The 13,655-nt window shown below is 72.3% G+C and carries 12 protein-coding genes; 5 read left to right on the top strand and 7 right to left on the bottom strand.

All coding sequences use genetic code 11. The features are described from left to right. Window positions 1-47: 47 nt before the first annotated feature. The 4 genes from OC439_RS05915 to OC439_RS05900 form a co-directional block, all read right to left on the bottom strand. On the bottom strand, window positions 48-2,099 hold the full coding sequence (locus OC439_RS05915; protein WP_315985910.1) for an ABC transporter ATP-binding protein: 2,052 nt from the start codon (window positions 2,097-2,099) through the stop codon (window positions 48-50). Then, the gene (locus OC439_RS05910) at window positions 2,096-3,829 is read right to left on the bottom strand and encodes an ABC transporter ATP-binding protein (RefSeq protein ID WP_262012566.1); all 1,734 of its coding nucleotides are present in this window, start codon (window positions 3,827-3,829) and stop codon (window positions 2,096-2,098) included. The genes OC439_RS05915 and OC439_RS05910 overlap by 4 nt, the downstream gene beginning before the upstream one ends. After that, the gene (locus OC439_RS05905; protein ID WP_262012753.1) at window positions 3,823-4,341 is read right to left on the bottom strand and encodes a MarR family winged helix-turn-helix transcriptional regulator; all 519 of its coding nucleotides are present in this window, start codon (window positions 4,339-4,341) and stop codon (window positions 3,823-3,825) included. The genes OC439_RS05910 and OC439_RS05905 overlap by 7 nt, the downstream gene beginning before the upstream one ends. A gap of 61 nt (window positions 4,342-4,402) precedes the next feature. Continuing rightward, window positions 4,403-4,918, bottom strand: a complete 516-nt coding sequence (locus tag OC439_RS05900) for a MarR family winged helix-turn-helix transcriptional regulator (RefSeq protein WP_262012565.1) — start codon at window positions 4,916-4,918, stop codon at window positions 4,403-4,405. 56 nt (window positions 4,919-4,974) lie between these two features. On the opposite strand from OC439_RS05900, the gene OC439_RS05895 reads away from it, so the two are divergent. Beyond that, on the top strand, window positions 4,975-6,597 hold the full coding sequence (locus tag OC439_RS05895; protein WP_262012564.1) for a DHA2 family efflux MFS transporter permease subunit: 1,623 nt from the start codon (window positions 4,975-4,977) through the stop codon (window positions 6,595-6,597). 65 nt (window positions 6,598-6,662) lie between these two features. Here OC439_RS05895 and OC439_RS05890 read toward each other — a convergent pair whose 3' ends face one another. Next, window positions 6,663-7,103, bottom strand: coding sequence for a DoxX family membrane protein (locus tag OC439_RS05890; RefSeq protein WP_262012563.1), 441 nt, complete (start codon window positions 7,101-7,103; stop codon window positions 6,663-6,665). Between the two features lie 85 nt (window positions 7,104-7,188). Here OC439_RS05890 and OC439_RS05885 point away from each other — a divergent pair, with 85 nt between their 5' ends. Continuing rightward, window positions 7,189-7,728 carry a TetR/AcrR family transcriptional regulator gene (locus OC439_RS05885; RefSeq protein ID WP_262012562.1) on the top strand — a complete coding sequence of 180 codons (540 nt, stop codon included), beginning with the start codon at window positions 7,189-7,191 and terminating at the stop codon, window positions 7,726-7,728. A 12-nt stretch (window positions 7,729-7,740) separates the two neighbouring features. On the opposite strand, the gene OC439_RS05880 is transcribed toward OC439_RS05885, so the two are convergent. After that, window positions 7,741-9,180 (bottom strand): GuaB1 family IMP dehydrogenase-related protein, encoded by a 1,440-nt coding sequence (locus tag OC439_RS05880; RefSeq protein ID WP_262012561.1) that lies wholly within the window; start codon window positions 9,178-9,180, stop codon window positions 7,741-7,743. A gap of 94 nt (window positions 9,181-9,274) precedes the next feature. Continuing rightward, window positions 9,275-11,026 (bottom strand): acetyl/propionyl/methylcrotonyl-CoA carboxylase subunit alpha, encoded by a 1,752-nt coding sequence (locus OC439_RS05875; protein ID WP_262012560.1) that lies wholly within the window; start codon window positions 11,024-11,026, stop codon window positions 9,275-9,277. Window positions 11,027-11,158: 132 nt separating this feature from the next. On the opposite strand from OC439_RS05875, the gene OC439_RS05870 reads away from it, so the two are divergent. The 3 genes from OC439_RS05870 (at window position 11,159) to OC439_RS05860 (ending at window position 13,609) form a co-directional block, all read left to right on the top strand. Continuing rightward, on the top strand, window positions 11,159-11,749 hold the full coding sequence (locus tag OC439_RS05870; RefSeq protein WP_262012752.1) for a PadR family transcriptional regulator: 591 nt from the start codon (window positions 11,159-11,161) through the stop codon (window positions 11,747-11,749). A gap of 127 nt (window positions 11,750-11,876) precedes the next feature. Next, complete coding sequence (locus OC439_RS05865) at window positions 11,877-12,836, top strand: ATP-binding cassette domain-containing protein (protein ID WP_262012559.1); 960 nt, start codon at window positions 11,877-11,879, stop codon at window positions 12,834-12,836. Between the two features lie 17 nt (window positions 12,837-12,853). Continuing rightward, a complete protein-coding gene (locus tag OC439_RS05860; RefSeq protein WP_013284036.1) occupies window positions 12,854-13,609 on the top strand; it encodes an ABC transporter permease in 756 nt (251 codons plus the stop codon). Window positions 13,610-13,655: the final 46 nt, after the last annotated feature.

Below are 13,655 nucleotides of genomic sequence, written 5' to 3'. Positions count from 1 at the left end.
GAGGCGCCCGGACGGGGACCGGTGTCGGACCTGTGGCCGGGTCCACGTCAGTTCCCGACCGGCGTGCCGGCACCGGCCCGCATCCCCGGCGGGCCGGCCGGGGCGGGCGCCGGCACCTCGTCTTCGATGACCGCGCCGCTGAACTGCGCCCGGTAGAGCCGGGCGTACGCGCCACCGGCGGCGACGAGCTGGTCATGGGTGCCCTGCTCGACGATCCGGCCCTGCTCCATCATCAGGATCAGGTCGGCGTCGCGGATGGTGGAGAGCCGGTGCGCGATGACGAAGCTCGTCCGGTCCGAGCGCAGCGCCGCCATGGCGCGCTGGAGCAGCACCTCGGTCCGGGTGTCCACCGAGCTGGTCGCCTCGTCCAGGATCAGCAGCGACGGCTCGGCCAGGAACGCCCGCGCGATGGTGATGAGCTGCTTCTCCCCGGCGCTGACGTTGCTGCCCTCCTCGTCGATCACCGTGTCGTAGCCGTCCGGCAGGCTGCGGACGAACCGGTCCACGAACGTCGCCCGGGCGGCGGCGAGGATCTCCTCCTCGGTGGCGTCCGGCCGGCCGTAGGCGATGTTGTCCCGGATGGTCCCGCCGAACAGCCAGGTGTCCTGCAGCACCATGCCGATCCGGCCGCGCAGGTCGTCGCGGCGCATCGTGGCGATGTCCACCCCGTCCAGCGTGATCCGCCCCGCATCGAGCTCGTAGAACCGCATGACCAGATTGACCAGCGTGGTCTTGCCGGCACCGGTGGGACCGACGATGGCGACCGTGTGACCCGGCTCGGCGACCAGCGACAGGTCGTCGATGAGCGGCTTCTCCGGGTCGTACCGGAAGGAGACGTGCTCGAACTCGACCCGCCCGTGCGGGTCGGCGACCCGGACCGGCTCGGCCGGGTCGGGGCTCTGCTCGTCCGCGTCGAGCACGGCGAAGACCCGCTCGGCCGAGGCCACCCCGGACTGCAGCAGGTTGGCCATCGACGCGACCTGGGTGAGCGGCTGGGTGAACTGCCGCGAGTACTGGATGAACGCCTGCACGTCGCCGAGGCTCATCGAGCCCGACGCCACCCGCAGGCCGCCGACCACGGCGATCGCGACGTAGCTGAGATTCCCGATGAAGAACATCGCCGGCATGATCAGCCCGGAGACGAACTGCGCGCCGAAGCCGGCCCGGAACAGCTCCTCGTTCTTGGCGTGGAAGGCGGCCTCGACCTCCTTCTGCCGGCCGAAGACCTTGACCAGCTCGTGCCCGGTGTACGCCTCCTCGATCTGGCCGTTCAGCTCGCCGGTGTGCTTCCACTGGGCGATGAACTTGCCCTGCGACCGCTTGGCGATCTGACCGGTGACCACCACCGACAGCGGCACCGCGACGAGCGCGACGACAGCCAGCAACGGCGAGATCCAGAACATCATCGCGAGTACGCCGACGACGGTGAGCAGCGACGTGAGCAACTGGCTCAGCGTCTGCTGGAGCGTCTGCGACACGTTGTCGATGTCGTTCGTGACCCGGCTGAGCAGCTCACCGCGGGGCTGCTTGTCGAAGTAGGGCAGCGGCAGCCGGTTGAGCTTGTCCTCCACGTCGGCGCGCAGCGTCAGCACCGTGCGCTGCACCACGCCGTTGAGGACCCAGCCCTGCGCCCACTGGAGCATGCTCGCGCCGACGTAGAGCACCACGGCGAACGCCAGCACCCGGCCCAGCGCGTCGAAGTCGATGCCTGCGCCGGGGATCACGTCCATCCGAGCCAGCATGTCGGCGAAGTTGCCGTTGCCCTCGGCGCGGGCCGCCTCCGCCGCCGCCTCGGTGGTGGTGCCGGGCGGGAGCTGCCGCCCGATCACCCCGCTGAAGATGATGTCGGTGGCGTGGCCGAGCACCTTCGGCCCGATGACGCTGAGCCCGACGCTGGCCAGGGCCAGCGCGAGCACGCCGGTGAGCTGGAGCCGGTACGGCCGCAGCCGCGCCAGCAGCCGCCGTGCCGAGGGCCCGAAGTTCATCGCCTTCTCGGCCGGCATGCCCATGCTCATGTGCGGCGGACCACCGCCGGGCCGCCGCCCGGCCGGAGGCAGCCGCGTCGGCTCGTTCTTCTGCTGCGGCACCGACGACGTCATGCGGCCACCTCCGCCGTCTGCTGCGACGCGACGATCTCGGCGTACGTGGGGCAGCTCTCCAGCAGTTCCTCATGTCGTCCCATCCCGACGACACCCCCGTCCTCGAGCACGATGATCTGGTCGGCGTCGACGATCGTGGAGACCCGCTGGGCCACGATCACCACCGCCGCGTCCGCGGTGACCGGCTTGAGGGCGGCCCGCAGCCGGGCGTCCGTGCCGAGGTCGAGCGCGGAGAAGGAGTCGTCGAAGAGGTAGATCTCCGGTTTGCGGACGAGCGCGCGGGCGATGGCCAGGCGTTGCCGCTGGCCGCCGGAGACGTTGGTGCCGCCCTGCGCGATCGGCGCCTCCAGCCCGCCCGGCATCTCGGCGACGAAGTCGCGCGCCTGGGCGATCTCCAGCGCGGCCCACAGGTCCGCGTCGGTGGCGTCCGGGTTGCCGTAGCGCAGGTTGCTGGCGACCGTGCCGGTGAACAGGTACGGCCGCTGGGGCACCAGCCCGATCCGCCGCCACAGCTCGTCCGGGGCCAGGTCCCGTACGTCCACGCCGTCGACCAGGACGGCGCCGGCGGTCGGGTCGACCAGCCGGGGGATGAGCGTGAGCAGCGTGGTCTTGCCGGCGCCGGTGGAACCGATGATCGCGGTGGTGCGGCCCGGCTCGGCGCGGAACGAGATGTCGTGCAGCACCGGGGCGCTCGCACCCGGGTACTGGAATCCGGCGCCGCGTAGTTCCAGTTCGCCGCGGCCGGTGACCTCGGTGACCGGGTCGGTGGCCGGCACCACCGACGAGTCGGTGTCCAGCACCTCCTCGATGCGCTCGGCGCAGACCGCGGCCCGGGGCACCATCATCAGCATGAAGGTGGCCATCATGACCGCCATCAGGATCTGCATCAGGTACTGCAGGAACGCGGTGAGCGCGCCGACCTGGATCTGACCGGAGTCGACCCGTGCCGCGCCGAACCAGAGCACCGCGACGCTGGAGACGTTCAGCACCAGCATCACGATCGGGAAGATCAGCGCCTGGAGCCGTCCGATCCGCAGTGCGGTGGTGGTCAGGTCGGTGTTGGCGACCCGGAACCGGTCGGTCTCGTACGGCTCACGGACGAACGCCCGGACCACCCGGATGCCGGTGATCTGCTCGCGCAGCACCCGGTTGACGGTGTCGATCCGGGTCTGCATGAGCCGGAAGCCCGGCACCATCCGGCGGATGATCAGACCCAGCGCGACTGCGAGCACCGGTACGCAGACCAGCATCAGCCAGGAGAGCCCGACGTCCTCGCGCAGCGCCATCACCACGCCGCCGACGCTCATGATCGGCGCGGCGACCAGCATGGTGCAGCTCAGCAGCACCAGCATCTGCACCTGCTGGACGTCGTTGGTGTTGCGGGTGATCAGCGACGGCGCCCCGAACCGGGCGACCTCGCGGGCGGAGAAGCTGTTGACGCGCCGGAAGATCGAGCCGCGTACGTCGCGGCCGAACGCCATCGCGGTCTTCGCGCCGAAGTAGACGGCGGCGATCGAGCAGGCGATCTGGAGCAGGCTGACGAGCAGCATCCACCCGCCCGTACGCAGGATCTGGTCGGTGTCGCCGACGGCGACGCCGCGGTCGATGATGTCGGCGTTCAGGCTGGGCAGGTAGAGCGAGGCGATCGTGCCGACGAACTGGAACGCCACCACGGCGGCCAGCCATCGTCGGTACGGGTGCAGATGTGTGCGGAGCAGGCGGATCAACACAGATGGCTCCCCGTTGGCGGCTCGGTGTCGGACTCGCTGTCCCGGTTCAACCGACGGAGGTCCCCGTCGGACATGCCGGTGATGATTTCGATCAGGAACTGGCGGATCACCGCCCGGTTGGCCGGGTCGGCGTCGACCGACGTCAGCGGCCGGTCGCTGTGGATCATGTCGCTGATGGCGCGGGCGTGTTCGCCGCCCTTGTCGGTCAGCGTGAGCCGGACCGTGCGGCGGTCCTCCGGGTCGCGGCGGCGGCTGACGAAGCCGTCGCGTTCGAGGGTGTCCGCGATGCCGGTGAGCGTGGCGGGCCGGACGAAGCACAGCTCGGCCATTTCCCGGTGGCTCACGTCGCCGGCCCGGAGGAGGATCATCAGGACCCGCATGCCGGCGGACGTGAGCCCGTGTTCGGCGAGGTAACGCCCCCAGTGCTGTTCGACCACGTGTCCGGCGATCGAGATCAGCCGGCCGAGTGGCGCGTGGTGCAACGCGTCGGGGAAGCGGACGAGCGGGCCCATGTTCACGAGCGTCAGGTTAGCCCCCGAACCATCAGGGCCCAAACTAATTCTGAGAATCTCCTCAGCCGCGATCGGCGCGGGTGCGTGGCGGCTCGTCCGGGGCGGTGGCGACGTACTCCCGCATCACCTCGCTGACCTCGCGCAGGAACGCCGTGGTGGCCTCGGCCTGCTCGGGGGTGAGCCGGGCGACCGCCCGGTCGACGCCGACGAGCATCGGGCGCAGCGCCTCCAGCACCTCGCCGACGGCGCTCTCCGTGACCTGGAGGCTGAGCCGGCGCCTGTCGTGCGGGTGCGGGGTCCGGGCGACGTGACCGGCCTGCACGAGCCGGTCGACAAGCGTGGTCGCCGAGGCGGACCGGATGCCGAGCCGGTTGCCCAGCTCGACCGGGCCCAGCGGATCCGGGCTGGAGACCAGGTGGTCGATCGCGGCGGCGTCGGTCGCGTTGAGGCCCAGGCGGCGGGCCAGCGCGGCCCGCGTGTAGCCGGCCAGGCGCAGCACGTCGCGCAGCGCGCGGGACGCCTCGCTGCTCGGTGGCGCGACCCGCGCGGACTCTCCGGTTGGCGGCACCCCCTCCATGGGGTAAAGCTAGCATCTCAGGTAGCTAGAAAATCTAGCTAAAGCGGGAGGATGCCATGCGCGGCGACGGGCGCGGACGCTGGTTCGGGCTGCTGGCCATCAGCCTCGGCGTAGCGATGATCATCGTGGACGCCACGATCGTGAACGTCGCGGTGCCGCAGATCATCCGGGACCTCGACATCACCTCCACCGACGCGCAGTGGGTGCAGGAGGCGTACACCCTGGTCCTCGCCGCGCTGCTGCTGGTCGCCGGCCGCTTCGCCGACCGGTCCGGGCGGCGGCGGATGTTCCTCGTCGGGGTCACCGTCTTCGTGGTCGCCAGCGTGCTCGCCGCGCTCGCCGGCTCCGGCGAGACGCTGATCGCCTCCCGCGTGCTCCAGGGCGTCGGCGGGGCGATGATGCTGCCCACCTCGCTCTCCCTGCTCAACGCCAACTTCACCGGCCGGGAGAAGGGCATCGCGTTCGCCGTCTGGGGCTCCACCATCGGTGGTGCGGCGGCGCTCGGGCCGCTGCTCGGCGGCTGGCTCACCACCACGTACTCCTGGCGGTGGGCCTTCGGCATCAACGTCCCGGTCAGCCTGGCCGTGATCGTGGCGACGCTCGTGCTGGTGGCCGAGTCCCGGGACGAGCGGGCCGAGCGCGGGCTGGACCTGCTCGGCGCGCTGCTCTCGGTGATCGGCATGACCGGCGTGGTCTTCGCGCTGATCGAGGGCCGCACCTACGGCTGGTGGGAGCGGGAGCGGCCGTTCAGCCTCTTCGGGCTGGACTGGACCGCGTCGATCTCGCCGGTGCCGGTGGCCGCGCTGGTCGGCCTCGTCGCGCTCGGGATTTTCCTGGCCCAGCAGGTACGCCGCAACCGGGCCGGCCGTCCCGCGCTGCTCGACCTGTCGCTGTTCGGCATCGGCTCGTTCCGCAACGGCATCCTGGCCGCCGCGATCGTCAGCCTGGGCGAGTTCGGCCTGCTGTTCGCGCTGCCGCTGTGGTTCCAGAACGTGCTCGGCTACAGCGCCTTCCGGACCGGCCTGGCGTTGCTGCCGCTCGCCGTCGGCAGCTTCCTGGCCAGCGGCATCGGCGCGCCGCTGACCCAGCGCTTTGGTGCGGCCCGGGTGGTGCAGCTCGGCGTCGCCGCCGAACTGGTCGGCGTGGCCGGGCTCGGGCTCGTGGTCGCGCCGGACACCAGCTGGTGGGCGCCGCTGGGCTTCCTGTTCGTGTACGGCGTCGGCGTCGGCCTGGCCACCGCCCAGCTCACCGGCGTATCCCTGTCGCAGGTGCCGGTACGCCGCAGCGGCCAGGGCTCGGGCCTGCAGAGCACCGCCCGGCAGGTCGGCTCCGCGCTCGGCATCGCGGTGCTCGGCACCGTGCTCTTCGCCGGCCTCGGCGGGCTCCTCGGCGACCGGCTGGCCGATCAGCCCGGACTCACCCCGGCCCAGCGGGACCAGGTGGTGAGCGCGGTCAAGGAGAGCGCCGGCGCGGCGATCGGCGGGCTGGAGGCGGACCCGCGTACCGCGCCGATCGCCGAGGAGGCGAAGGCGGCGTTCTCCGAGGCCACCCGGTACGCGGCCTTCGCGGGCGCCGGATTCCTGCTGATCGGCCTGGTCGCCTGCCTGCGCCTGCCGGCCGTTCGCCACGGGGAGACCGGGGCCTCCCCGCCCGCCGAGGCGGAGCCGGCCCGCGCCTGAGCCGGGTCCCGCCGTTCTCGTCCCGCCGGCTCGGCGCGGGCGGCCGCCGGGTCGGCGGCGGGTCATCAGCCGAGGGCCACCGCCAGCGCCGCGGCCACGAAGACGACCTGGAGCACGGTACGGACGCCGAGCGGCGTCACCGGGCGCCCGGCGAGCGTGAGCCGTCGCCGGGCGGCCGACACGTTGGCCGGGAACATGGCGAGCATCAGCAGTGCCAGCCCGGCGGCCGCCGGGCGCGCGGTGGCCGGGAACAGCAGTGCGAGCGCGCCGGCGAGTTCCAGCACGCCGGTGACGGTGACCAGCAGGGCCGGCCGGGGCAGCGCCGGCGGGACCATCGCGATCAGGTCGGCGCGGCGGGACGCGAAGTGGGCCACGCCGGTCAGCACGAACATCAGCGCCAGCCCCACCCGCAGCGCGGGGTGCCACCCGTCCACGGCGTCCACGCCGAGCAGGCCGGCGATCCGGGCCAGCGCGGTGCCGGCGAGGAGTGCGATCAGGGGTGCCATTGTCGATCCCTCCGACGAGCATCTTGTCGCTGACAAGATTGCGTCGACGGGTGCCATCTTGTCAATGACAAGTTAGGGTGACGGCATGGCCTCGTACCACCACGGCGACCTCCGCCGCGTCCTGCTGAGCACCGCCGCCGAGGCGATCGCCGAGTCCGGTCCGGCCGCGCTGAGCCTGCGTGAGCTGGCCCGGCGCGCCGGGGTCTCGCACGCCGCGCCGGCGCACCACTTCGGCGACAAGGCCGGGCTGCTCACCGCGTTCGCCACCCAGGGCTTCGACCTGCTCGCCGACGCGTTGCGGCAGGCCGGGGACGACCTGCTCGACAGCGGCGTGGCCTACGTCGGGTTCGCGGTGCGGCACCGGGCGCACTTCGACGTCATGTTCCGGCCCGAGCTGTACCGGGCCGACGACCCGGAACTGGTCGCCGCCCGCGCGCGGTCGGGGGCACTGCTGCGCGGCGGAGTGGCCCGCCACACCGGGCGGGAGCCGGACGCCGACGCGCTCGCCGCCTGGTCGATCGTGCACGGCTTCGCCACGCTCTGGCTCTCCGGCGCGCTGCCACCACGGGTGGGCGACGACCCGGAGGCCGCCGCCCGTACCGTGATCAGGCGGTTGTTCGACTGAGCCGGCCGGACGTCACCAGCTCGTCGGCAGCGGCATCCCCTCGGTGTAGCCGGCGGCGCTCTGCACGCCGACGAGCGCCCGCTCGTGGAACTCCTCCAGGCTGCGCGCCCCCGCGTACGTGAACGCGCTGCGCACCCCCGAGATGATCTCGTCGATCAGGTCCTCGACGCCGGGCCGGTTCGGGTCCAGATACATCCGGGCCGAGGAGATGCCCTCCTCGAAGATCGCCTTCCGGGCCCTGTCGAACGCGCTGTCCTCGGCCGTACGGGCGCTCACCGCGCGCGACGACGCCATGCCGAAGCTCTCCTTGTAGCGCCGCCCGTCGGCGTCGGTGTAGAGGTCGCCGGGGGACTCGTAGGTGCCGGCGAACCAGGAGCCGATCATCACGTTCGAGGCGCCCGCGGCCAGCGCCAGCGCGACGTCTCGCGGGTGGCGTACGCCGCCGTCGGCCCAGACGTGCCGCCCCAGCGAGCGGGCCGCCGCGGCGCAGTCGAGCACCGCGGAGAACTGCGGACGCCCCACGCCGGTCATCATCCGGGTGGTGCACATCGCGCCCGGCCCGACGCCGACCTTCACGATGTCCGCGCCCGCGTCGACCAGGTCGCGTACGCCGTCTGCAGTCACCACGTTCCCGGCCGCCACCGGCACCGGCGGGTCCAGCCGGCGGACCGCCCGCAGGGCCTGGAGCATCCGCTCCTGGTGCCCGTGCGCGGTGTCCACGACGAGCGTGTCCACCCCGGCCTCCAGCAGCGCGGCGGCCTTGCCGGTGACGTCACCGTTGATGCCCACGGCGGCGGCGATCCGCAGCCGCCCCCGGTCGTCGGTGGCCGGCTTGTACAGCGTGGCGCGCAGCGCGCCCTGCCGGGTCAGCACGCCGACCAGGCGGCCGTCGTCGTCCACCACCGGCGCGAGCCGCCGCCGGCCCGCCGACAGCCTGTCGAATCCGGTACGCGGGTCCGCGTCCGCCGGCACGGTGTGCAGCTCGGTCGACATCACGTGCCGGAGCTGGGCGAAGCGGTCCACCCCGACGGTGTCCGCCTCGGTCACCACGCCCATCGGCCGGCCGGCCGCGTCGACCACGACCACCGCGCCGTGCGAGCGCTTCGGCAGCAGGTGGATGGCGTCACCGACGGTGTCGGTCGGGCCGAGCGTGATCGCCGTGTCGTGCACCAGGTGCCGCTGCTTGACCCAGCCGACCACGTCGGCGACGACCTCGATCGGGATGTCCTGCGGGATCACCGCCACCGCGCCGCGCCGGGCCACGGTCTCGGCCATCCGCCGGCCGGCGACGGCCGTCATGTTCGCCACCACGAGCGGGATCGTGGTGCCGGTCCCGTCGGTGGTGGCCAGGTCGACGTCGAGCCGGGAGCCCACCTCGGACCGGTTGGGCGCCATGAAGACGTCGTTGTAGGTCAGGTCGTGCGCGGGGACCGCGCCGTGAAGGAACCGCACCCGGCCATCATTCCCGCCCGGCGGCGCTCCCGCCCTCCGTGGTGGCTCAGACCACCCGCCCTCGCGCTGTCGCGCAGGGGTCCTTCCGCACTCCTCAGGCGATGGTGCAGATCGCGGCGCCGGACGTGATCACCGCGCCGACCTCGGCGGCGAGCCCGCTGACCGTGCCGGCCTTGTGCGCGTGCAGCGGCTGCTCCATCTTCATCGCCTCCAGCACCACGACCAGGTCGCCCTCGGCCACCTCGTCGCCGTCCGCGACGGCGATCTTCACGATCGTGCCCTGCATCGGGGAGGTGAGCGTGTCCCCGCTGACCGCGGCGCCCGCCTTGCCCCCGCCACCCCGGCGGGCCGGCTTCTTCGCGGCGGGCGCGGCTGCCGCCGTACCCGCGCCGAGCCCGGCGGGGAGGACGACCTCCAGCCGCTTGCCGCCCACCTCGACCACGACGGTCTCGCGCTCGGCGGGCTCGTCGGCGGCGCCGGCGGTGGCGGTGAAGGCCGGTACGGTGTTGTCCCACTCGGTCTCGATCCACCGGGTGTGCACGGCGAACGGCTCGGCGGTGAACGCCTCGTCGCGGATCACCAGGCGGTGGAAGGGCAGCGCGGTCGCCATGCCCTCGACCACCATCTCGTCGAGCGCCCGGCGGGCCCGCTCCAGCGCCTCGGTACGCGTCTCGCCGACGATGATCACCTTGGCGAGCAGCGAGTCGAAGTTGCCGCCGATCACGTCGCCGGCCGAGATGCCGGTGTCCACCCGCACGCCCGGCCCGGAGGGCAGGCGCAGCGCGGTGACGGTGCCCGGCGCGGGCAGGAAGTTGCGGCCCGGGTCCTCGCCGTTGATCCGGAACTCGATGGCGTGCCCGCGCGGCGTCGGGTCCTCGGTGAAGCGCAGCTTCTCGCCGTCGGCGATGCGGAACTGCTCGCGCACCAGGTCGATGCCGGCGGTCTCCTCGGTGACCGGATGCTCGACCTGGAGCCGGGTGTTCACCTCCAGGAAGGAGATCGTGCCGTCCGCGCCGACCAGGTATTCCACGGTGCCGGCGCCGTGGTAGCCGGCCTCCCGGCAGATGGCCTTGGCGCTGTCGTGGATCTGGGCCCGCTGGGCGTCGGTGAGGAACGGCGCGGGGGCCTCCTCGACCAGCTTCTGGTGCCGGCGCTGCAGCGAGCAGTCCCGGGTGCCCACCACGATCACGTTGCCGTGCTGGTCGGCCAGCACCTGCGCCTCGACGTGGCGCGGCTTGTCCAGGTAGCGCTCGACGAAGCACTCGCCCCGGCCGAACGCGGCGACCGCCTCGCGGGTGGCCGACTCGAACAGGTGCGGGATCTCCTCCATGGTGCGGGCGACCTTGAGGCCGCGACCGCCACCGCCGAACGCGGCCTTGATGGCGACCGGCAGGCCGTGGTCGACGGCGAACGCCATCACCTCGTCCGCGTTCGCGACCGGGTCCGGGGTGCCGGGCACCAGCGGCGCGCCCGCGCGCTGCGCGATGTGCCGGGCGGTCACCTTGTCGCCGAGGTCGCGGATCGCCTGCGGGGTGGGGCCGACCCAGGTCAGCCCGGCGTCGATGACGGCCTGGGCGAAGTCGGCGTTCTCGGAGAGGAAGCCGTAGCCGGGGTGCACCGCGTCGGCGCCGGAGCGGGCCGCCACGTCGATCAGCTTGTCGATGCGCAGGTAGCTGTCGGCGGCGGTGTCACCGCCGAGCGCGTACGCCTCGTCGGCGAGCGTGGCGTGCAGGGCGTCCCGGTCGGAGTCCGCGTAGACGGCGACGCTGGCCAGCCCGGCGTCGCGGCAGGCGCGGATGACGCGGACGGCGATCTCGCCGCGGTTGGCGATGAGAACCTTGCGCACCTTGTGGCTCCTCCCGGGAGGTCGTTGCCGGGAGTTTAGCGGCCGAGCTGCGGGGCCTAACGATCGCTCAGTGTGGGATGCGGCACTGTAGTCAAACTTGGTTATTACGCTTGTCCCGTGTCGGCAACGAGGATGATGATTCTTGGCCTGGTTCGGTGGATGCAGCCGGTGCACGGCTACGACGTGCGCCGCGAGCTGCTCAGCTGGAGCGCGGACAAGTGGGCGAACGTGCAACCGGGCTCGATCTACCACGCGCTGCGCAAACTCACCGACGAGGGCCTGCTCCGGACCGTCTCGGTGGAGCAGGTGGGCGCCCGCCCGGCGCGCACCACGTACGAGGTGACGGCGAAGGGGGAGGACGAGTTCGAGACGTTGCTGCGGGCGCAGTGGTGGCAGCTCCACGAGCCGCCGGACCCGTTCGTGGCGGCGTTCTCCTTCCTGCCGGCGATGCCGCGCGAGGAGGCCGCGGCGGCGCTGCGCAACCGGGCGAACCTGCTCCGGGCCGGGGTCGAGTCGACGCGCGCCGCGCTCGACTCGGACTGGGTGCGCACCCGCAAGCCGGTGCACGTCGGGTGGATGTTCGAGCTGTGGCTGGCCCGCGCCGAGGCGGAGTCGGCCTGGTGCGAGCGGATCGCGGAGCGGATCGAGTCGGGAGTGTCTTACCTGCCCGATGGGATGGAACGGGCCGAGGACTGGTCGGGCTGGTCCGACGGCTCCCGGTGACACGACATAATCAACGTTGACTAAAAGAGCTATATCGCGTTAGCCTCGGCGGGAATCGCGGGGGATTCGTGCGTCCTCGCGGACGATCGGCGGCCGCTCAGGTCCGCCCGGACGACCAGGAGCAGAAATGATCGAGACCAGGGGGTTGCGGAAGTCGTACCGCTCCCGCGCGGGTCGCGAGACGAAGACAGTGGACGCGGTCCGCGGCGTCGACCTCGACGTCGCAGCGGGGGAGATCTTCGGCTTCCTCGGGCCCAACGGCGCCGGCAAGACCACCACGCTGCGGATGCTCGCCACGCTCATCGAGCCGGACGGCGGCGAGGCCACAGTGGCCGGCGCCGACCTGCGCAAGGACCCGGCCGAGGTGCGCCGCCGGATCGGCTACGTGGCCCAGGGCGGCAGCACCTGGGACGAGTCGAGCGCCCGCGAGGAGCTGGTGCTCCAGGCCCGCCTCTACGGCATCGGCAAGGCCGACGCGCACCGCCGTGCCGAGCGCGCGCTCGAAGCCTTCCAGCTCACCGAGTACGCCGACCGCAAGTGCAAGACCTACTCCGGCGGTCAGCGCCGGCGCGTCGAGATCGCGCTCGGCATCATCCACGAGCCGAAGATCGTCTTCCTGGACGAGCCGACCACCGGCCTCGACCCGCAGAGCCGCGCGCACATGTGGGACGAGATCCGCCGGCTGCGTACCGAGGGGATGACCGTCTTCATCACCACGCACTACCTGGACGAGGCGGACGCGCTCTGCGACCGCATCGCGATCATGGACCACGGCGAGGTGGTCGCCGAGGGCACACCGGCCGAGCTGAAGCGGGAGATCTCCGGCGAGGTGGTGATCGTCGGCCTGGACGCCCCGAGCACCCCGCGCGCCGCCGAACTGCTCGACACCGAGGCGTACGTGAGCAAGCTGGAGACCGTCGACGAGGGCGGCCTGCGCCTCTACGTCGACGAGGGCGCCACCGCCATCCCGCAGGTGCTGCGCCGGCTCGACCACGCCGGGCTGGACCTGCGCTCGATCGAGCTGCACCGCCCGAGCCTCGACGACGTCTTCCTCACCAAGACCGGCCGCTCGCTGCGCGAGTCCTGACCCCCGGAGAAGCTGTCATGAAACTCGCCCGCGACACCTGGCTGATCTTCCAGCGCCAGACGCAACTCCTGCTGCGCAACCCGGTGTGGATCTTCGTCGGCGTCTTCCAGCCGGTGATGTACCTGCTCCTGTTCGCCCCGCTGCTCAAGCCCGCGCTGAACGCACCCACCCAGGCCGCCGCGTACAAGATCTTCGTACCCGGCCTGCTCGTGCTGCTGGCCATCTTCGGCGGCCTGTTCCAGGGCTTCGGCCTGATCGCCGAGCTGCGCGCCGGCGTGATCGAGCGCTCCCGGGTCACCCCGGTCAGCCGGCTCGCCCTGCTCCTCGGCCGCTCGCTGCGCGACGTGGTCTCGCTGATCGCGCAGGCGATCATCATCACGCTGCTGGCGCTCGCGTTCGACCTGCGCGTGTTCATCGGCAACCTGCTCCTGGCGTACCTGATGCTCGCCCTCATCGCGCTGATGACCTCGGCCGTCTCCTACGGCATCGCGCTCAAGGTCAAGAGCGAGGACGCGCTCGCCCCGCTGATGAACACCGTCGCGCAGCCGGTGCTGCTGCTCTCCGGCATCCTGCTGCCGCTCACCTTCGCCCCCGGCTGGCTCCAGGGCGTGGCCAAGTGGAACCCGTTCTCCTGGGCGGTCGAGGGCACCCGCGCGCTGTTCAACGGCGACCTCGGCAACGACCGGGTGTGGCAGGGCCTCGGCATCATCGCGGTGCTCGCCGCCGCAGGCGTTTTCTGGGCCGCCCGCCAGTTCGCCCGCAGCGTCCGCTGAGCAGGGGAGACCTACCTCTCAGCAGGGGCGGGGCACCGGCCGGGCG

Source organism: Micromonospora sp. Mcm103, assembly GCF_024519755.1.
GTDB classification, from domain to species: domain Bacteria; phylum Actinomycetota; class Actinomycetes; order Mycobacteriales; family Micromonosporaceae; genus Micromonospora; species Micromonospora aurantiaca.
Note: the sequence above shows the minus strand (reverse complement) of the source record. Positions and strands in the feature narration are given on the sequence as shown.